Origin of the sequence: Mycolicibacterium wolinskyi (assembly GCF_002101965.1) — a bacterium.
Classification (GTDB): Bacteria; Actinomycetota; Actinomycetes; order Mycobacteriales; family Mycobacteriaceae; genus Mycobacterium; species Mycobacterium wolinskyi.
This window is the reverse complement of the sequence record NZ_LQQA01000036.1, coordinates 14,879-33,595: the sequence shown is the minus strand read 5'-3', so window position 1 is coordinate 33,595 and position 18,717 is coordinate 14,879. Positions and strand designations below refer to the sequence as shown.

The 18,717-nt window shown below is 65.1% G+C and carries 17 protein-coding genes and 1 tRNA gene; 7 read left to right on the top strand and 11 right to left on the bottom strand.

Features of this window, described 5'->3' with window-relative positions; all coding sequences use genetic code 11:
• The first annotated feature begins 52 nt into the window (after positions 1-52).
• Entirely contained in the window at positions 53-475 is a 423-nt protein-coding gene (locus AWC31_RS36445; RefSeq protein ID WP_085150733.1) for a VOC family protein, read from the top strand.
• A 166-nt stretch (positions 476-641) separates the two neighbouring features.
• Here the strand turns inward: AWC31_RS36445 and AWC31_RS36440 are convergent, their stop codons facing one another.
• Positions 642-1,298 carry a hypothetical protein gene (locus tag AWC31_RS36440; RefSeq protein ID WP_085150731.1) on the bottom strand — a complete coding sequence of 219 codons (657 nt, stop codon included), beginning with the start codon at positions 1,296-1,298 and terminating at the stop codon, positions 642-644.
• A gap of 162 nt (positions 1,299-1,460) precedes the next feature.
• Here AWC31_RS36440 and AWC31_RS36435 point away from each other — a divergent pair, with 162 nt between their 5' ends.
• Positions 1,461-1,904 (top strand): hypothetical protein, encoded by a 444-nt coding sequence (locus AWC31_RS36435; protein ID WP_085150729.1) that lies wholly within the window; start codon positions 1,461-1,463, stop codon positions 1,902-1,904.
• A gap of 867 nt (positions 1,905-2,771) precedes the next feature.
• On the opposite strand, the gene AWC31_RS36425 is transcribed toward AWC31_RS36435, so the two are convergent.
• Positions 2,772-4,166, bottom strand: coding sequence for an AlbA family DNA-binding domain-containing protein (locus tag AWC31_RS36425; protein ID WP_133060249.1), 1,395 nt, complete (start codon positions 4,164-4,166; stop codon positions 2,772-2,774).
• A 173-nt stretch (positions 4,167-4,339) separates the two neighbouring features.
• Here AWC31_RS36425 and AWC31_RS36420 point away from each other — a divergent pair, with 173 nt between their 5' ends.
• Positions 4,340-5,908, top strand: a complete 1,569-nt coding sequence (locus tag AWC31_RS36420; protein WP_207626503.1) for a hypothetical protein — start codon at positions 4,340-4,342, stop codon at positions 5,906-5,908.
• 24 nt (positions 5,909-5,932) lie between these two features.
• Here AWC31_RS36420 and AWC31_RS36415 read toward each other — a convergent pair whose 3' ends face one another.
• A complete protein-coding gene (locus AWC31_RS36415; protein ID WP_133060248.1) occupies positions 5,933-7,648 on the bottom strand; it encodes a hypothetical protein in 1,716 nt (571 codons plus the stop codon).
• 688 nt (positions 7,649-8,336) lie between these two features.
• Between AWC31_RS36415 and AWC31_RS36410 the strand changes: the two genes are divergently transcribed.
• The 3 genes from AWC31_RS36410 (at position 8,337) to AWC31_RS36400 (ending at position 10,118) form a co-directional block, all read left to right on the top strand.
• Complete coding sequence (locus AWC31_RS36410) at positions 8,337-8,867, top strand: ImmA/IrrE family metallo-endopeptidase (RefSeq protein ID WP_085150723.1); 531 nt, start codon at positions 8,337-8,339, stop codon at positions 8,865-8,867.
• 107 nt (positions 8,868-8,974) lie between these two features.
• The gene (locus AWC31_RS36405; protein ID WP_234817129.1) at positions 8,975-9,901 is read left to right on the top strand and encodes a hypothetical protein; all 927 of its coding nucleotides are present in this window, start codon (positions 8,975-8,977) and stop codon (positions 9,899-9,901) included.
• Complete coding sequence (locus AWC31_RS36400) at positions 9,876-10,118, top strand: hypothetical protein (protein WP_133060247.1); 243 nt, start codon at positions 9,876-9,878, stop codon at positions 10,116-10,118. The genes AWC31_RS36405 and AWC31_RS36400 overlap by 26 nt, the downstream gene beginning before the upstream one ends.
• 201 nt (positions 10,119-10,319) lie before the next feature.
• Here AWC31_RS36400 and AWC31_RS36395 read toward each other — a convergent pair whose 3' ends face one another.
• The 5 genes from AWC31_RS36395 to AWC31_RS36375 all read right to left on the bottom strand — a co-directional run bounded on the left by AWC31_RS36395 (position 10,320) and on the right by AWC31_RS36375 (position 14,872).
• On the bottom strand, positions 10,320-11,516 hold the full coding sequence (locus AWC31_RS36395) for a hypothetical protein (RefSeq protein WP_085150717.1): 1,197 nt from the start codon (positions 11,514-11,516) through the stop codon (positions 10,320-10,322).
• 138 nt (positions 11,517-11,654) lie between these two features.
• On the bottom strand, positions 11,655-12,248 hold the full coding sequence (locus tag AWC31_RS36390; RefSeq protein ID WP_085150714.1) for a hypothetical protein: 594 nt from the start codon (positions 12,246-12,248) through the stop codon (positions 11,655-11,657).
• A 511-nt stretch (positions 12,249-12,759) separates the two neighbouring features.
• Positions 12,760-12,836: transfer RNA gene (locus tag AWC31_RS36385), tRNA-Pro, on the bottom strand.
• Between the two features lie 80 nt (positions 12,837-12,916).
• Positions 12,917-13,858 carry a sulfite exporter TauE/SafE family protein gene (locus tag AWC31_RS36380; RefSeq protein ID WP_085150712.1) on the bottom strand — a complete coding sequence of 314 codons (942 nt, stop codon included), beginning with the start codon at positions 13,856-13,858 and terminating at the stop codon, positions 12,917-12,919.
• 246 nt (positions 13,859-14,104) lie between these two features.
• On the bottom strand, positions 14,105-14,872 hold the full coding sequence (locus AWC31_RS36375) for a sulfite exporter TauE/SafE family protein (RefSeq protein ID WP_084357042.1): 768 nt from the start codon (positions 14,870-14,872) through the stop codon (positions 14,105-14,107).
• Between the two features lie 72 nt (positions 14,873-14,944).
• Here AWC31_RS36375 and AWC31_RS36370 point away from each other — a divergent pair, with 72 nt between their 5' ends.
• Positions 14,945-15,907, top strand: a complete 963-nt coding sequence (locus AWC31_RS36370; RefSeq protein ID WP_085150710.1) for a threonine ammonia-lyase — start codon at positions 14,945-14,947, stop codon at positions 15,905-15,907.
• Here the strand turns inward: AWC31_RS36370 and der are convergent.
• The 3 genes from der to AWC31_RS36355 are packed head-to-tail and all read right to left on the bottom strand — an operon-like array spanning position 15,897 to position 18,717.
• A complete protein-coding gene (gene der, locus AWC31_RS36365) occupies positions 15,897-17,297 on the bottom strand; it encodes a ribosome biogenesis GTPase Der (protein WP_085150708.1) in 1,401 nt (466 codons plus the stop codon). The genes AWC31_RS36370 and der overlap by 11 nt on opposite strands.
• Entirely contained in the window at positions 17,294-17,980 is a 687-nt protein-coding gene (gene cmk, locus AWC31_RS36360) for a (d)CMP kinase (protein WP_085150706.1), read from the bottom strand. Before cmk ends, der begins: the two co-directional genes overlap by 4 nt.
• Positions 17,977-18,717, bottom strand: a complete 741-nt coding sequence (locus AWC31_RS36355) for a pseudouridine synthase (RefSeq protein ID WP_067859234.1) — start codon at positions 18,715-18,717, stop codon at positions 17,977-17,979. Before AWC31_RS36355 ends, cmk begins: the two co-directional genes overlap by 4 nt.

The window sequence follows — 18,717 nt, the reverse complement described above, 5'->3', positions numbered from 1 at the left end:
CCTGTGACGGCGCTCGTTCCCCGGGCGCCCCGGACTGTAGGAGCCATCCGCCATGATCTTTGTGAACCTGCCCGTCGCCGACGTCGAGCGCTCACGGAAGTTCTTCGCCGACCTCGGCTACACCTTCAACGAGGCATCCAGCGGCGACGACGCGGTGACGGTGGTGCTCGGTGAGAACCAATTCGCGATGCTGATCCAGCGTGACACCTTCGACTCCCTCCATCCCCTTGAGACCGCGGACGCCTCCAAGGTGAAAGAGTGCGTCATCTGCCTGAGCGTCGAAAGCCGCGAGGACGTGGACGCGTTGGTCGACCACGCCCTCGCATTGGGTGGCACGGTCGGCGACACCGAGGATCAGGGCGACATGTACGGCCGCAGCTACAACGACTTGGACGGCCATTCCTGGCAGATCTTTTGGGTGAATCCCGTTGCCGCTACCGCGGGCAGCGAGGAAGTCGACGCGGCGGTGGGGTGACGTGACGGTGGGGCGGGTTCCCCTGAACTCCGGCCCCTGAAAGGACGAAACCCTTCCGTCGTTTGTCAGAAGGATTTCATCGGTCGGAACGCACCTCGTGGTCCCGCTGGCGTGGGCACGTAACGTGTGTCGGCTGATCAGATCGACTGCAGTACTACGGATCCGCTTAGCCTGCCGCACGGGCTTTGTGCTTGACCGCCCTGAGCAGGCGAACGATCGCCGCATCCAGCCCTGATCGGCTTGCCCACCCGGCCTCGGCCGCAGCTTCATTCCAAGTGCGGCCCTCAAGTGCGAGTCGCGCGGCACAAGCGAGGCGGTCGCCGCTGGGACGCTCGGGCACGGTGGCGAGTGCGGCGAGTACCTGCTGCGCCCGTACCCGTCGAGCATAGGCGTTCGCCCACTCGGCCATGGTGCCGGTAACAGCCGGCTCCCGTCCCTCCGCGGCCGCATCCCACGCCGGCCCGTCCTTCACGATCAGCGGGTGCGTCGCGCGGTTGCTCGGACGTTCCGTGACCCACGCGGTGATCACGTGCTCCGACGCGAGAACGATCCATAGATACTCCTTGGATTCGATCTCCCGCCGCAGCGACGTGTAGGTGATGCGGCCAGTGCGCACCGCAGTCTCCACAACGATCAACTCCCAGCACTCAGGCTCGAAATCAGTCAGGTACTGCTTCGGTACCCCGCGCTCGTCGAAGCGTGCTTGCGCGTGCGGTATCTCCAGATTCAAGCCGGCCAGGTTTTTCAGCTGTTCGCGCGCCTTGTCGAACAGCGGTGCGGGGCCGTACTTGGTATGGAACCGAAGGGTACGCACTTGGGTCATCGCCGGACCAGACTGCCAGTCACCACCGACACCTTCGCTCCCGCCGCGTCGTGGTGGTTCACTGCTCGGCACTAAGGCCGCGGCCAGACGATCTCACCGACGCTGTGGACTGATCACCAACGTGGGTTCCTTGTCGGTCCCCCCGGCAATACCCTCAACAGCATGAAAGTGCCCGACGACGGTGAGGCGCTGTTGCCGTGCCAGTGTCCGGACTGCGAGTGCGTCAACACCACCGATCTCCTTGTCGGAGATGGCGAGACCCCGATCTGTGGATGCTGCCTCGCAGACTGCCCGCATGTGCACGGCCCCGACGGCCGGAGACCCGAGCACTATCAGTACGAGGCGCGGTGGTCGGACGATGACGGTGAGTTCGTCGGCCTGTCCACCGAATTCCCATCGTTGTCGTTCCTGGCGCCCACCCCGTACGAGGCCCTCGCGGGGATCAAGGCGCTGGTGGCTGACGCGCTGTGCGACATGGCGCAGACGGGGAAACGCCACCCCGGCCGTCGGAGTGATCTCAACGGTCCCCGTCACGTAGCAAAAGGAGATCCGATGACCGATCGGTCGCCGGCGAGTTCTTTTCATGGTCGGGCTGACAGGATTTGAACCTGCAACCACTTGACCCCCAGCCCTCGCTCTGGGGATTCAGTAAGGATCGCGCAACCTCTCCGTGCCTGGTCATGAGGTGTTTCGAGGCTTCGTGAGTCATCCTGAGTTAAGGCGATTCAACGCCAACTGCGGTCGGAAGTGCGGTCAGGATAGCCATGTCTACCGACCGCGCCGATCCATAGGTATTGGACCTGAACGCTAGGACCCTTTGCCGTGAGGACGGCAGTTCCTTGGTCGACTCCTCCCCCCCGTGGCTCCGCAGCATCACAACTGACGCGGCTTCTCGTCTGGTCCTCGAGAGGACCGTTACCGAGAGCCAGCAGTGCCCACCAAACGTGGGCATCGACGAGCACCCGGCGCTGGACGCACACTCCTACTCGCGCAGAAGTGAGGGCGTGCCGTCGTGACGTCAGCAAACTTCATGCGACTCGTCGCCGTTCGGACGTCCGTCGAATTGGACAGCCAATTGCTGGACATGCCGTGCTTAGTGTTGAGGTGGAGTGTGGTGACCAAGCCCCCGGTGCCCCACCGCTACTGGTTGCCCTGGTGCGGTTGTGGGGCACGCAGAGCATGGTCAGGTTGGACAGGTTCGTCGAGCCGCCCTTGGACTAGGCGGTCACGTGGTCGGCGTCTATCTCGTTCAGCTTGTAGATCCGGGTCCTGTTACTGTCCCCGGCCGATCGCACAGCGGGCAGTTCGCAGGGCCAGAGGCCTTGGCTTTCATCGTCTGTTGCTCGTAGGCGACGCGCTTGTCCTTGGCCTCGAACAGGCGAATGTCGAGCAATTGGGGCTTCGTCTCCCCGTCGAGCAGGTATTCGTAGATCCCCTGGCAGGCCAGCTGGGTGCCGCGGTGAGCCTACGGCGTTACGACGAGGGGTCGATGGGAACGCCGTAGTGCTGTGCCCACTCTGTGAAGGCGCGATTGCCCTCTCTCAGCATGTAGAAGGACCGCAATGTGCCGTCCTCATCGAGCCACGGAGGGCGAGGAACGCCGAAGGCCTGCACCAGTGGTGTAGCCAGCCGGTGGGCCACGATCAACCTGTCTCGCATCCCGATTGTGTCCGCGAGATCTGCGACGGTGACCGCGTGCGGCCACCGACCTTCCACCCGCCGGTAGATCGTCCGTGCGCCGTCGCGGCCCGCGAAATCCTTGATCTGTAGCACCGCCGGCTCTCGTCCGTTAACGACTATCCCCGCGGTGACCGTGGCCGCGCCCCACATGCCTGTGCGCTTGCCCGTCCACGCCACCGTGTTCGCCGTCATGGTCACAACGTTGTCAACCAGCGCGTCGATCGAAATCGTGAACGGCGACAGTGCATCTGGCGGCGAAAGTGGAAGCGCGGCGAACGCTGAGCCGTCCGCGTGAATCTCCCGGTAGAAATTGCGTACCTCGGAGGCGTAGATGTGCTTGTCGGCCGGATCCTGCACAATCTCGGTCAAGCAGACACGGCCGGGAGCGGGCACCGGATATCCGCCCACTCCGACGAAGCCTTCCTGGATTCGCCACGGGAACGGCTCTATGTCGTCCCACTCGTCGATCGCCTGACGCGCCTCCCCGGTCAAGACATCGTCACGGGGGAGATCGGGGATCGACGCCACCGCCACCCAAACCCGCGGAGCTCGTGGAACATCAAGGGCGGCAACGCCCTCCGCCCACACCGTCTCAACTCTGCGTCGTCGGTCCTCGCCGACGCGCGCCCGACGCTCGTAAAGTTCGGCCACCTGATACTCCCGCATGTAGACGGCGTGACTCTCGCCTGGAGAACGCCTCGGGTACACCAACCCTTCGCGGCCGTCGCCCGGCATCGTGACCGCGTGTGGAGCCGCGACGCTCGGTGGAACCACGCAGACCATGCAGAACGCGTCTGAGCCAGTGACCGGGAACATTTCGAACCCCGGCACCGGTGCGGTCACTTCCCTAACGGCCCTGCGGAACTTCTCCTCGAGGTCAGTCGGGTCGGCTTCACCGATCGGGAATGGGTCCATCTGATCGCCGCCATCCACGGTGGCCTTCAAGTCTCGAACCCCATAGACCAGCACACCGCCCCGCGCGTTCGCGAACGCCGCGACGTCTTTACCGCACTCGAATCTCCACTTGTTCCGGTCGCCCTGCGCGGACAGCAGCGACCACCTGCTCTTGAAGTCGACGAACTCCGACTCGCCGCGGAACTCGTCAACAAGTCGGCGCAGCTGATCGACGGTCATCGATTTATCGACCACCCCACCGAGCGCCGCTTCCATCTCACGATGGCGCCACATCGTCACGCCCTACCCCCGAATCTTCACACCGCCAGATGAGACCAGTCGCGAACGAACTGTATCCGCGGCGAGTGCAGTACCGGGGTTCATCGCTTGCCCCTGTCGGGTGGTGTCAGCGAGTCCTGCGTACCAACCACCGAAATGTGTCGGACTCCGGTGACACGCTGGAGATCATGACGATCACCCTCCCCAGCGGGCAACCCAACGAGCGATTTATGCGGTACGTGCGTCCCCCGGTCAGCGAGCACGAGGACCATCCCCCGCTGTTCCCGCTTCGCCCCGCGACGCGCCAGTTGCGACTGGGCATCGACGTCACTACGGTGCCGACTCCTCCGGACGGACTCCTCACCGGGTACCTCACGCGGGACGAAATCGACGTCCAGCTCCTGCTCCCTGAAGACCAGGAGGTTCCCAGCACGTGGGTCACCCTGTTGCCCGCGGCGACGACCGTGCGAGTCGGGTTCACTGCGGTACCCGAGACCTGGCCGATGATGCTGGCCTTCAGCGTCGGGTTCACTGCCGACAGCGAGACGCGACGCACCAGGGGAACGGCAAAGTTCTTCCCCGCGTATCAGCTCGCCGACGCGCAGGCAGCGCCTACCAACGCGCAGGTGCTGAACTCGTCGCAGCGGCACCAGGCGGCTGCTTACGCAGCTGTGGCGGCAAAGGTCAACATCGACGTCATCGTCACCAACGCACCGACCGCGGGCCGGCCCGACGTTGCAGATAACGACATCGTCATCGCAGTCACGCCGGATGGCGCCGTGGCCCTGATCGGGCTCCATCTGCGCATGACAGCCAACCCTGTCGTCGGGGTGGAGCAGGGAGCACTTGCCGGCGACGCTGGATCGTGGGAAACGACGCTGAGCACCGGAACCATCGAGAACCTCTACAACTGGGGCCTGGTGTCGCACATGCGTTACTTCGAGATCTTCCAGTTACTCGCCACGCAGGAGGCAGACAGCGCAACCGTGACGGCGCTCCGGTCGATCCGTGTGCGCCTGACCCGTGCAGCCCGCGCACTCGATCATATGCTCGCGGCGCTCTCCAACCCGTTGAACAACTACCGCGAGGCCGATGTAATCGAGACCACCGCGGAGGCTTTCGACCGGGAACTGCTCTACCTCGCCGCGGCCTTCGACATCTACGGGCGCCGGTACCCCCTCCTCATTGATCCCACGCGCGACCCGAAGAACTTCCGCCAGTCACTGGACGGGAAGGGGTACATCAAGGACCACGTGGAGAAGGAATACGACGCTAGCCTGCTCGTCGATGTCCAACGACTGCACGTCTACGCGACAGTGTGCAAGGTGCTCCGCAACCACATCCACGACGGCATCCTGCCCGTCAACCAGCATCTCGGGCGCAGCTACGGCAACACCTTCAACATCGCGCTGAACCTCGACGCGATGCCCGAGCTGCAACCCGGCAGCACTGCTGTCGACACCCGGTTGACGCAGGCGCACTACGACTCGCTCGGAGCGTGGCAAGCCGACCCTGCCGACGCCTTCGCCAACCCGATGAAGGTTGCCGACCTCGCCACAACCGGAGTCACACTCCTGATGTCGGGTCTTCAGCTCATCGAGGCATTCACGAAGGTAATCCTGCGGAACAAGCCGCAGACAGCGGCTGCGCCCAGCCCGCTGCTCGGTTCGCTCATCGCAGCGCCGGGGTGGACTGAACCTCCGCTGCCTGAACGCGCCGTGCTGTACGGCGCACTGTTCGGCTATCACCCCGTCTGACCCGACGTAGCCGCCGGCGTTTCCTCACGCGGCTCGTGCGGATTGTATACGCGCATCCAGCTCTGCGGCGGCCGTGATCATATGGCGTGGGCACGGCCGGTACGGGGAACCGCTTGCCTCCAGGTACTGCTGGAGCGGCATCACTCCCACCTGGCGCCAGGCCCGGATCAGGTTGGCGACCTCAACTCTGGGCGTCTCCGCCATGCCCTCGAGCAGCAGGAGATCAGAGATCGAGACGACAGCGGGTGTGAGCATCCTGCCCCTGTACTTCGTCATCATCTCGCGAGCGCAGAGCCCGACGAGCATCGTCGACATCGGGGTGCTCGGTAGTCCCACGTCTGGCACGACGACGAAGGGCGCGAACGTCGTATCCGTGAACGATGCTCCGTCCCAGCCGCATTCGATCAGATGATCGATCACCGAATCGAACTGACGAGCCTTCTTGCTCGTCAGGAACGCTTCGAGATTGGAGGCGAAGTCCTCGCCACTGCCCCATCCTTCCGCCAGCGGTTGCCTCAGCGGGCGGTGGGTCGCATCGATCAGCCAGGTGAACCGATTGTTGGTCGGCAGCATCCAGTCGCACGCCTTGGGTTGCTGCCCCTTCTTCACCGGCCACGCGGCTTGCATCTCCTCCTCGCCGACGATGGCGCCGAACACTGCACTGCGTGCGGCGATTCGGGCGACCGTACGACCGACGATCTGCTCGAACTGGTGCTTGACCGCATCCTGGAACTGCCTTGCCCGCTCCGGCTTACCCTGCTCTACGAATCCCTGCTGAACATCGAACTCAGGGGCGTTCCCGAAGAACCGGTCCATGCCCCATTGAGCCCGGAGCGCGAGCACGGTGCCGTCGCCGAGGTCGAGGAAGGGGAACCGCGTGAACGTGTAGCGCTGCGCTCGCACATCGCCGCGCTCCCGATCCTGCTGTGACATGGCACGGAACTCGTCCAGCTCGCGAACCATGTTCCGCCGGATGTACTGCACCACCTCGTCGCTGACACCGTGCTCGTGGAGGGTGGCCAGGTCGAACCGTGCACGCCCCGTCCGTAGAGCCGGCATCATCACGTCACCCGCCCGCAGGAACTCGTCCATGCAGATCCCGGTGGTTTCACGGAAAGTGTCGGCGGGGGTGACGCCGAGCTGGTCTCCGACCTTCTCCGCCCACGGGTGGTACCAGAACTCGTGCGTCATGCACTTCATCTGTTCGGGCAACCGAGAGGTGTTGAACATCATCGACGCCGCCTCGTCCACTGCCATCTCGTTGCCGAACGCTATGAGCTCGTCCTCCGACATGGCCCGCATCACAGCGTCCATCTGGAGCATGTCCATCCCGCTGAACCGAGCAGCCAAGCCGCTCAGGGTGTCGTGATCCTCGTTCACCGACAACAACAGCTGGAGCAGAGCGTCGTCGTCCTCGACACCGAGCCGGGGCCCCTCGCCAGCTTCGATGATCTCCCGCATGAGTCGGACCATCGTCTGCGGCGGCGCCAGCCGATGCCCCGCCGCGAGCTGCTGCCGCACTGGTTCGTACCACTGCGAATCCACGATGCGCAGGGCCTCGATCGGCAACGTCTCCGTGCTGCTGAGCATCGCCGCGTCGAGTTCTGCTTGCATCTCGGCGAGTGCAACCAAAACCTCCTTGCTGTCGATGCCCGAGAGGAGCGCGAGGCGTTGCTCGCGATCGAGCGGGACCAGCCCCACCGTTGTTGCGGTGATCGCGATCTGCGCCGCCCCGTGCATTGCCTCTATGACCCGCTGCGCCCCGGGAGGGAGGTCACTTATGTCGGGCAGCTCCATCGCCGCGGGTTGAACGGCAGGTCTGCGTGAAGGCACCGCTGCGCTGCTCCCCGGTTGCCGCGTCCGCTTCGCAATGCGTCGCTGCCGCCGTCCACGTTTCTCCTGCCGATTCCCCATGACCGTTGATAGTCGCACCCAGCACCGACAACTCCTCCGCGCTGAGACATGCCACTCCCCGATCCACCCGGAACACGCAGCAACCCGTCCGTTACCGGGCCGGTGCTGGCGCCTCCGCCGAGCTGGTCACCGCGGCCAGCTCACAGCCGCCCGGCGGGTACGAGGCCTTCCACCTTGCTCAGCACCGCCTCCTGTTAGTCCACCGCGGCCCAGTACAGGTCGCCAGACGGGGTGCGGACGATGCGGCAGCCCATTTGGGTCTCGCCTAAACCCGCAGGACGACTCGCGCAGCACCGCAACTGGACGACAAGCTAACTTGTCGGTACGGCGCGTTAGGCTCATATCGGCCCGCTGGGCAGAGTGTCGAGCCGCGGCGGCGGATGTCGCGCGCTAGTCTCCGCACTACGGGTTGGTGAGTGACCAGTCACTTGGGCCACGAAGGAGTCGACTGTGCGATGTAACTCGCACCACCTGCGGCGTTCGAGTGCGGGATAATTGGGGTGGAGGTGACGTGATGACCGTGATGAGTCAAGGCGCCGTAGAGGCGACGCGGTCGACACTCTCGTACTCCGCGATCGCGACGTACGCCGAGCAGATCGCACGCGAACACGAAGTTATCGATCTGGGTGGTCGCGTCAACGTGCACGAGCTGCTGAGGAAGCTCGGGGGTGAAATAATCGTCGATGACCGCGCCGAGTCGCTCGAGGTCCGCAAGCCGGGCGACTTCACGGTGATCATCCCCACGCACACCTCGCAGCTGCGTGACCGGTTCACGATCGCCCACGAGCTGGGGCACTACTTCCTGCACTACCGCGCCCCGGACACACATCGCGTCGGCGAACGCATCGCCACCTTCACCCGGCTGGGCCGCAACACCGCCGAGACGCAGGCGAACGTGTTCGCGTCGAATCTCCTGATGCCCGAGGAACACTTCAGAGCGGCGTTCGAGCAGCTGGGCCACGACATGGCGATGGTCGCTCGCCGATTCGAGGTATCGGTTCCAGCGGCGAAAGTGCGCGCTGAGTATCTCGGCCTTCCCATCTAATGGCGAATGGTCTGAACCAAGACGGCTCAATCCTCTTTCTCTCCTGCGACTTGCAAAACTCCACGCAATTCAAGCAGAAGAGCGCCGACGCATGGATCGCCACCTTCTTGGCATTCTACACCGAGTTCCCATCGCTGTTGGCCGCAAAGATCAACGAGTCGTATGCCGATCTATCGGGCCGTCTGTCGCTGTGGAAGGCCATCGGCGACGAGCTGATCTTCTCGATCCGGATCCAGTCGGAGCTGGAGTGCAGCGACGCCGTCGATGCGTGGACGGACACGATGCTCGAGTTCGAGATCCAACACCTGCTGGGAAAGACACCGATGACACTCAAGGGCGGCGCATTCCTGGCCACCGTCCCGTCGCCGGATCGACGCGTTGCGATCCCTCGCACGGTCCAGAGCGCCGACGGCGGCTCACAACTCGACGTGGAGGAGACGAACGAGGCAACGCTGAACGACGCCAGCGACGCTGGGGACTTCGCGATCAACTTCGCGATGGACTTCGTCGGGCCGAGCATCGACACTGGCTTCCGCGTCCTCAAGTTCGCCGCGCGCAGCTACTTCGTCCTGACTGTCGAAGTAGCCCACCTTCTGTTCAAGCACTACAACGATGACAAGACCAAACGCGGCCGAGCGGCGTACCTCCTCGGAACGCATTCCCTCAAGGGTGTGTGGGGCGGTAGACCATACCCGGTGTTCGCGATCGCGCGACCGTTGGAGGCGGTGACTCCTGAACAGTTCCTCGCCAAGGCGTTCGGGGATGGGGACAACTCCGGACTGGTCACCGACGAATACCCGCACCGCACACCCAGCGAGGTCCTCGAGGCGATAGAGGCGTACCGCAACGCTGACGCGTGGCAGGGCGCGGTCCATGTTCCGGATGCGCATGAGCCTGACTTCAAGAATCATCAGGCGGTCATCGATGTTCGCCGGTACCTCGACAACCTCAAGGACACGTCCGAGGATCCCCTTGACAGTGCCGAGGATCGGGGTGAGGAGGACTCCGTTGGTGCTGACCTACCTCGTAGCTGAGGGCGAACCCAAAGCGGAGCGGTTGCCGCTTCGCCTCCTCGACCACCAGCAGATCGACGTTGGGGCCGTGGCAATTCCGATGCTGCGCCCAGCTGTAGACCCGCGGCAACGACCTCTTGAATTGGAGGGACAGTTCGGGTTCAAGAGCGTAGTGCCCGATCACCCACCGGCGCCGAAGGAACCCAAGCCCAACCTGTTCACCGCGGCGGTGCAGTAGCCACCGCTGCCGAGGGTTGGGCGCTGATAACAGCTCCAGGGCTAGGGACACAAGTCTCCTGGTCAAGTAGCCGCGGCGTTCGCCACCAGTGTCCTACTGCTCGGAGTAGTCACCGTCGCCTCACGGATTGTGCCGCGGTGATGTGGCTGTTCCTGGACCGCCCAGCGGGTGCGGGGCCACGGTCTCGACGGAGGACACAATCTATTGTCGTTGTCGCCGGACGTCCAATGCACGGCGCGCGGCCGCCAGCTCATTCTGCTCGAATCGATCGTTGGCGTAGTTTATCGCAGCGTCGATTAGTTCGTCGCTTGCTGCCGCGGCCGCAGCTGGAGTGCAGCGAAAAGAATCTGTTTGGCTACGGCCGTCGGCCCTGCCACCGCCGTAGTGCAATCCAGACTCGGCTAACTTGTCGCGAAAGTGATCTGCCCAGAACGGCGGAGCGCTCGGGCTGAAGGTCACCGCAACGGTGGTCTCCGCAGGTTGCTCACCCTTTCCGCTGTGCTCCACGGCAATCTCATGGACACGCTCGATCGGTTTCCAGCGCATGACGTTGAATGCCTCGATAGTTTCGAGGAAGTCGTCGTCGGTCTGAGGCGGCTCCACATTCTGTGCGAATGATCTGCCTAGTCGCCACGACTCCACGTTGGACAGCCGACGGATCTGCTGGCGCGGCTGAAACCTGTCGGGCTCGCGAACGGGAATCGCCATTGCAGTGAGCACCCGTTCGATTTGTCCGCCCAGATGCTGGCGCCAGCGACGGCCACCGGCGTCGGTGTACTCGACGGCGAAGGTGATTCCGGTCGCGTCGTGAGTGTGGACGGTGACGAGGGTGAACCATGCCTCATGCTCGTTGTGGTCGCGGTATGCGGTGAGCAACTCAGCGTTAGGAATGAACTCGTGTAGCCGAGTGTCCTGCGCGACAAGTTCGGCGGTTCGGCGTTCGAAACCGGCTTGCGAGCCATCGGGGGAATCGACGAATGGAACAGAAACGTCAAAGAACAGATCCTTACTGCGGTTCTCGATCCGGTAGGTCGCTAAAGATGAAATCGACTGCGGGCCCTCGACTTTGTAGATGACTAACAGGCGCGCTTGTGCCATGTCGTTGTCTTCGCGGATGCGTGCCGCCTCACGGCGATCGAACCGGGCTTGCGCGCTCGCCACAGAGATGCTGAACGCCGCGATGACGAACGCTGCCGCGGTCGCCAACCCGCCAGCCCAGGTGCCCCACGCTGCGAACCAGTTGGCGGTGATGTCGCGCGGGCTGAGGGTCGACTTGATGCACGTGAGTAGAACGAAGGAGAGCACAAACAGCGCACCCAAGATGCACGCGCCAATCAGGACCGCCTTGAACTGCCGCTCCTCAGGTAGCCGATTCGGCTTGGGATCCTCGACACTCACTCGTCCTCCCGTACGCTGCCTCGATGCCACATGGAGTGTAGGGATCAGCCTCGCCGGCCCAACGACTGCTGCTCCTGGAATTGGGCAGCATTGCAGAAGATGATCACGAGTTTCGGGCGAGGGCGTCACCGGTGCTCCTCACATAGTGGCGGGACTGGCGCCGTGCGGCAGATGCGATTCCACGCCGCACACCACACAGACAGGCAGACTCGCGTCCTCGGCATCGGAGATCCGCGTTAACGCCACGTGGTGCCTGTCGACTCCATTGCCGCGCACCGCCACGCGTAGTTCCCCATCCCGAACCTCGACGCCCTCCACGATCAGGTCCTCGTCGATGTCCACGAGATCCTCGATCAGCCGCGCGTACAACAACGCCCACCCGGGCCATGGACACGCCGGCCAACGAAGTTCTAGCTGGGCGTGCACATCGCACTCCACCCGCATCCATCCGTTGGCGCGTTGGTGCAGCAACCCGAGCGCACCGCAACGCTCACAGGTGGTACCCGACTGCTGCTCCGCAATGGTGGCCCGCTCGTGCACGGCGTGCGCCAGCGCCGGGTCGCTAGCGACGGCCCACACGTCGAGCGTGCCGAACTTCTGCTTCACCTGCCGGACAACGTGGCCCGGATCGATCTCGTGCAAGTCACGTTGGAGATCGGTCAGAATCTGCGCCAAGCCATCGGCGGGATCGATCGGGGGCCAGCCGTTGGCAGACTGTTCAGGCTCGGTCACGCTGACAGTCTGAACGATCTCACAACAAGAAGCGACCGAGTTATCAATCCGTATTCCATTGCACGGCAATGCATCCGGCATCTGAACATGCAACGTTGAGCATCATCCGATGTCGCCGCACCGATCCCCGATCCTGCATCAGAAACTGCATCTCCACCACGGACGGAGTCAAGTGGTCGCAGGAAGCGGGCAACATCTCGTCTCTACGCCTCTCAGAAATCGGCGATGACCTGCGATAACTCCACTCGCCGCGCTGACAGCAATTGACCCGCGACCACTTGACCGACTTCACAACTGCGGTCAAAAACTGCGGTCAAACCCTCTAAAAAACGGACAATAGCCGGTCTCCAAATCTCTTGGACACCGGCTCTGACCTGCGATAACTCCGCCTGTCGGGCTGACAGGACCCGCCGGCGCGACCGCCTCGTACCTCGGCGGGCGCTTCGGCTCCCAGCATCATGTCAGCCGACCAAGAAAAAACTCGCCGGCTTCCGCCGGCGAGTTCTTTTCATGGTCGGGCTGACAGGATTTGAACCTGCGACCACTTGACCCCCAGTCAAGTGCGCTACCAAGCTGCGCCACAGCCCGCTTGCTTCCGGTTTGCACCGGCAGCGAGTCGAAAGCTTACCGTAGGGGTCGGCCTCCGCCCCAATCGATACCCCCGCGCGTCATCGCACCGCGGTATCGGGCTCGTCGGCGAGCTCTTCTTCGGCCGGAGCCTCGGCATCGAGGGCCTCGGGCAGGTATTCCGGCGCCCGCGAGGTCCGCCACGCGTAGACGACCAACCCGGCCCACACGACCGCGATCGTGGTGTAGATCGCCGTCGAGGCGGCACCGTGGATGCCGAAGTACTTGAGGAGTTTCTGGGCATTCGTGAGGACGATGACGCCGCCGACCGCGGTGCCCAGGAGCGCGGGGCTGACCTTCGACACGAGCCATGCCGCCAACGGCGCGGCGATGACGCCACCGGCCGCGAGGCCCAGCACGATCGGGATGTTGTGCAGGAAATCCTCGCGCAGCCCGACGAGGAAGCCGAGCGATGCCGAAACCGCGACCAGGAACTCCGAGGCGCTCACCGAGCCGATGACGGTGCGTGGTGCGGTCTTGCCGCGTGACAGCAGCGTGCTCGTGGTGATGGGGCCCCAGCCGCCGCCACCCGAGGCGTCGATGAAGCCGCCGAACAGGCCCAGCGGCGTCAGGAACTTGGCAGTGTGCGGGGTGCTGCCGGACCGGAAGGCCGGCGGCGTGCGCAGCGAGAACCGCAGCAACACGTAGACACCGATCGCGAGCAGGATCCCGGCCATCAGCGGCGCGGCGTCCTCGGTAGACAGCGAGGAGAGCACCGTCGCGCCGAGGAAGGCGCCGATCGCGCCGGGCACGCCCAGCTTCAGGACGATCTTCCAGTCGATGTTCTTGAACCGCCAGTGCGACAGGCCCGAGGCCAGGGTCGTCCCGACCTCTGCCAGGTGGACCGCGGCGCTGGCCTGTGCAGCCGCGACGCCGCTGAGCACCAGCAGGGTCGATGCCGTCACGCCGAAGGCCATACCGAGAGCGCCGTCGACGATCTGGGCTCCGAGGCCGACGAGCGCGAAGATGATGAGCGACCGCATGAATTCGGCTGCTTTCGAATAATGGTCACCAAGACATGGGCGACCTGACGGACTGACGGGCGCGGATCAGATGCGCGCGCGACACCATTCGTCGAAAGCCATCAACCGGCGCGAGGGCCAAAACGGCTCGAGAGCAGCAAGGGCAGACGGCGCAGTGCGGTAAGCACGTTCAGCCACCGGTCGCCCCTCCCTTTTCAGACAGATTCAAAAAGCTTACAAGAGGCGCTCAGCGCTTGCATCGCAGCCTTACACCGCCAACAACCGGTACAGCCCGATCAGTCCCACCACCACGATCACCGCGCGCAGCGCGTTCGGCGACAGCCGGCGTCCATAGTGCGCTCCGAGGAATCCGCCGATCAACGAACCGACCGCGATCAAGCCCGCGGCTTCCCAGCTGATCCGGTCGAACGCCACGATCGTGTATGCCAGCGCCGCGACGATGTTGACCAGCAGCGACAGCAGATTCTTTGCTGCGTTCATGCGCTGCATCGACTCCGGCAGCAACGCGCCCATGACCGCGATCAGCAGGATGCCCTGAGCGGCGGTGAAGTACCCGCCGTAGACACCGACGGCAAGCGTCCCAAGCACCAGCACGGCCATTTTCCGTGAGCTCACATGTTCGGCGGACTGGCCGGACGCTTCGGCGCGTCGCCGTGCCCACGCCTGGATCCGGGGCCCGATCACGACCAGGATCAACGCCAGGATCAGCAGGACCGGCACCACCGCGACGAACACCTTCTCCGGAAGGTGCAGGAGCAGCCAGGCGCCGGCGCCAGCGCCGATCAACGACGCCGGGATCTGCCAGCGCAGCCGCTTCCACTGGCCCTTGAGCTCACGGCGATACCCCCACGTGCCGGACACGCCGCCTGCGACCAGGCCGACCGCGTTGGACATCGTCGAGGTGACCGGTGGATAGCCGAGGGCGACCAGAGTGGGAAAAGTGATGAGCGTGCCCGATCCGACGACCGCGTTGATCGCTCCCGCTCCGACACCGGCCAATGCGATCAGGATCATGTGGGTCACGGACACTCGGGCCACCCTATCGTCCGACCGGTGGGACCACCGCGCCGGGATTACGCTGCTGTCGTGCCGGATACGCGCCTCGACCTCGCACGGATTCAGGCGGCCCGCACAGTGATCAACCCCGTTTTTCTCGACACGCCTCTGTATCGCTGTGAGGCGTTGGAGCCGGCCCTCGGGTGCGCCGTGAGCATCAAGCTCGAAACCGCGAACCCGGTCCGCAGTTTCAAGGGACGCGGCACCGAGGTCGTCGCGAGCCTGCTGGCCGACGCCGGCTCACGAGCCGTGGTGTGCGCCAGCGCGGGCAACCTGGGCCAGGCCCTCGCGTGGTCCAGCCGCGGCCGCGGGCTCGACGTCACGGTCGTGGCATCCCGGTTTGCGCCTGCGGTCAAGCTCGATCGCATCCGGGCCCTCGGCGCCACACTGCACCTCGTGGACGGCGACCACGAAATGGCCCGCGATCGCGCCGCCGCGATCGCAAACCACGACGGCATCCGGTTGCTGGAAGACAGCTTGGACATCGAGACCTGTGAGGGCGCCGCGACCATCGGGCTGGAGCTCATCGACGCCGCGCCGTCATTCGACGCGGTGCTGATCGCGCTCGGCGGCGGGGCGCTGGCCACTGGTGTCGGGCACGTCCTCAAAACCTGCGCGCCCGATGTCGATGTGATCTGCGTCCAGCCGCTGGGTGCACCCGCGATGACGCGGTCGTGGCACGAGCGGCGCGTGGTCACCACCGAATCGACCGACACCATCGCCGACGGGGTCGCGGGACGACGGCCGATCGCAGCCGTGCTCGACGACCTCCTTCAGGTCGCCGATGACGCGGTCCTGGTCCGGGAGTCGTCGATCATCGCGGGAATGCGGATGCTGCTCGACCACGCCGGGTTGGTCGTCGAACCATCGGGCGCACTCGGCATCGCCGCGCTGCTCGAGAACCCGGACCGTTTCGCGGGCCGGCACGTGGCCACCGTCGTGTGCGGAAGCAACGTCGACGCCGCCGCATATCAGCGTTGGATCAGCGCTTAGCCGAGCGCTTCTCGCGAACCCTGACGTTGATCCGAATCGGGCTGCCCTCGAACCCGAAAGTCTCACGCAGCCGCCGCTCCAGGAACCGGCGGTAGCCGGCTTCGAGGAAGCCCGAGGTGAACAACACGAACGTCGGCGGACGCGATGTCGCCTGCGTGGCGAACAGGATTCGTGGTTGCTTGCCGCCGCGCACCGGCGGCGGTGTCGCCGCCACGACCTCTTTGAGGAACGTGTTGAGCCGGCCGGTCGGGATCCGGGTGTCCCAGGACGCCAGTGCGGTCTCCAGCGCGGGCACGAGCTTCTGCACGGCCCGGCCGGTCTTGGCCGAGATGTTGACCCTCGGAGCCCACTGCACCTGCACGAGTTCGCGTTCGATCTCGCGGTCCAGCAGATAGCGCCGGTCCTCATCGACCAGGTCCCACTTGTTGAACACCAGCACGAGGGCGCGCCCGGCTTCGATCACCATGGACAGCACGCGCTGATCCTGTTCGGTCAGCGGCTGCGATCCGTCGATCAGCACCATCACGACTTCGGCCGCGTCGATCGCACCGTGCGTGCGCACCGAGGCGTAGAACTCGTGCCCGCTGGCCTGGCCGACCTTGCGGCGCAACCCAGCGGTGTCGACGAAACGCCAAGTCTTGCCGCCCAATTCGATCAGCGAGTCGACCGGGTCGACAGTCGTGCCCGCGACATCGTGCACGACCGAACGCTCGTCGCCGGCCAGCCGGTTCAGCAGAGAACTCTTGCCCACGTTGGGCTTTCCGACGAGTGCGACGCGTCGCGGCCCGCCGCCGCCACCGGCCAGCTCGGAGGTCTCGGGCAGATCCTCGATCAGCCGGTCCAGCAGATCGGCCACGCCGCGGCCGTGCATGGCGCTGATCGGATGCGGCTCCCCCACGCCCAGCGACCACAGCGCCGCCGCGTCGGCCTCGCCGCGCTCGGTGTCAACCTTGTTGGCGGCCAAGAAGACCGGCTTGCCGGACTTGCGCAGCAGGCGCGCGGCGGCTTCGTCGGCAGCCGTCGCGCCGACGACGGCGTCGACCACGAGGATGATCGCGTCGGCCGTGCGCATCGCGACCGACGCCTGATCGGCGACGAGCTGTTGCAGACCCTTGGCGTCCGGCTCCCATCCCCCGGTGTCCTGCACGACGAACCGGCGGCCCAGCCAGTTCGCGTCATAGGACACCCGGTCGCGGGTGACGCCGGGGATGTCCTGAACCACCGCTTCGCGACGGCCCAGGATCCGGTTCACCAGAGTGGATTTGCCGACGTTGGGCCGGCCGACGACCGCGACGACGGGCGGCGCGATAGCCGCCTCCTCGACGGCTTCGGCGACATCGGCGGGAAGTTCCCACTCGCTCTCGTCAGACCACGTACCGTCCTCGCTCATCGCCGCACCCCGGCATGCTGAGTGACGAGATCGAGCAGGTGCGCGATCACCTGGGTTTCATCCATGTCGCTGGTGTCGACCACCAGCGCATCATCGGCCGCCCGCAGCGGCGAGACCGGCCGCGTCGAATCGAGATGGTCGCGGCGCTGCACGTCGGCCAGCACCGTCTCATAGTCGTCGGGCAGGCCGTTGGCGATGTTCTGGGCGTTGCGACGGCGCGCGCGTTCCTCGGCCGACGCGGTGAGGAAGATCTTCACGTCGGCGTCGGGCAGCACCACAGTTCCGATGTCACGGCCTTCCACGACGACGCGCCCGCCGCCCGCGGCAAGTCCGCGCTGCAGGTCGACCAGCCGGGCCCGCACCGCGGGGACTGCCGACACCGCCGAGACCGCGCGGGTCACCGCATCGCCACGGATCTCGGCCGAAACGTCTTCTCCGGCAAGGTATGCGCGGTCTTCGTCGGGATCGGACCCGACATTGACCGCGACGTCTGCGGCCGCCCGGTCGATCGCCTCGGGATCGCCGAGGTCGGCCCCGGCGCGCAGCACCGCGAGGGTCGTGATCCGGTACATCGCGCCCGTGTCGAGGTAGCGCGCACCCAGCGCACGGGCCAGCCCCCGAGACACCGAGGACTTCCCGGTGCCGGCCGGGCCGTCCACCGCAACCACCAAAGATCCGCTCACAACCCCACCGCCTGATACAGCTCGCCGATCTCTTTTCGGCTGAGCGCTCGAATACTGCCCGGACGTTGATCGCCCAGCGACACCGTGCCGATGTCGGTACGCACCAGCTCCTGGACCGGGTAATCCACCGCTGCCAGCAGCCGCCGCACAATGCGGTTACGCCCTTCGTGCAGGGTGACTTTCACCAGCGTCTTGCCCGGAACCGTGTCGACCACCGCGAAATCGTCCACGTGCGCAGGCCCGTCGTCCAGTTCGACACCGGCCCGCAGCTTCTTGCCGAGGCCGCGCGGCACCGTGCCGATCACGGTCGCGACGTATGTCTTCGGCACCTCGTAGGACGGGTGCATCAAGCGATGTGCGAGCTCCCCGTCGTTGGTCAGCAACAGCAGCCCTTCGGTGTCGGCGTCGAGACGCCCGACGTGAAACAGCTTCTTGTTGCCCCGCACGCGGTGTTCGACGAGATCGCCCACACACGGCCGGCCCCGGTCGTCGGACATCGTCGAGTGCATGCCGCGCGGCTTGTTGATCGCGAGATACACCAGGGTGTCATCGAGCACGATGCGTGAGCCGTCGACGCGGATCTCGGCGACCGCCGGATCGACCCGGGTGCCGAGCTCGGTGACCACGCGGCCGTCGACCTCGACGCGCCCGTCGGTGATCATCCGCTCCGCGACGCGTCGCGACGCGATTCCCGCCTGCGACAAGACTTTCTGCAGTCGCACACCTTCGTCGGCCAT

Excerpts from the sequence above, each read along its gene's own strand:
- AWC31_RS36445 (WP_085150733.1), top strand. The coding sequence starts at position 53 with ATGATCTTTGTGAACCTGCCCGTCGCCGACGTCGAGCGCTCACGGAAG.
- AWC31_RS36440 (WP_085150731.1), bottom strand. The coding sequence starts at position 1,298 with ATGACCCAAGTGCGTACCCTTCGGTTCCATACCAAGTACGGCCCCGCA.
- AWC31_RS36435 (WP_085150729.1), top strand. The coding sequence starts at position 1,461 with ATGAAAGTGCCCGACGACGGTGAGGCGCTGTTGCCGTGCCAGTGTCCG.
- AWC31_RS36425 (WP_133060249.1), bottom strand. The coding sequence starts at position 4,166 with ATGTGGCGCCATCGTGAGATGGAAGCGGCGCTCGGTGGGGTGGTCGAT.
- AWC31_RS36420 (WP_207626503.1), top strand. The coding sequence starts at position 4,340 with ATGACGATCACCCTCCCCAGCGGGCAACCCAACGAGCGATTTATGCGG.
- AWC31_RS36415 (WP_133060248.1), bottom strand. The coding sequence starts at position 7,648 with ATGCACGGGGCGGCGCAGATCGCGATCACCGCAACAACGGTGGGGCTG.
- AWC31_RS36410 (WP_085150723.1), top strand. The coding sequence starts at position 8,337 with ATGACCGTGATGAGTCAAGGCGCCGTAGAGGCGACGCGGTCGACACTC.
- AWC31_RS36380 (WP_085150712.1), bottom strand. The coding sequence starts at position 13,858 with ATGCGGTCGCTCATCATCTTCGCGCTCGTCGGCCTCGGAGCCCAGATC.
- AWC31_RS36375 (WP_084357042.1), bottom strand. The coding sequence starts at position 14,872 with ATGATCCTGATCGCATTGGCCGGTGTCGGAGCGGGAGCGATCAACGCG.
- der (WP_085150708.1), bottom strand. The coding sequence starts at position 17,297 with ATGAGCGAGGACGGTACGTGGTCTGACGAGAGCGAGTGGGAACTTCCC.
- AWC31_RS36355 (WP_067859234.1), bottom strand. The coding sequence starts at position 18,717 with ATGGCCGACGAAGGTGTGCGACTGCAGAAAGTCTTGTCGCAGGCGGGA.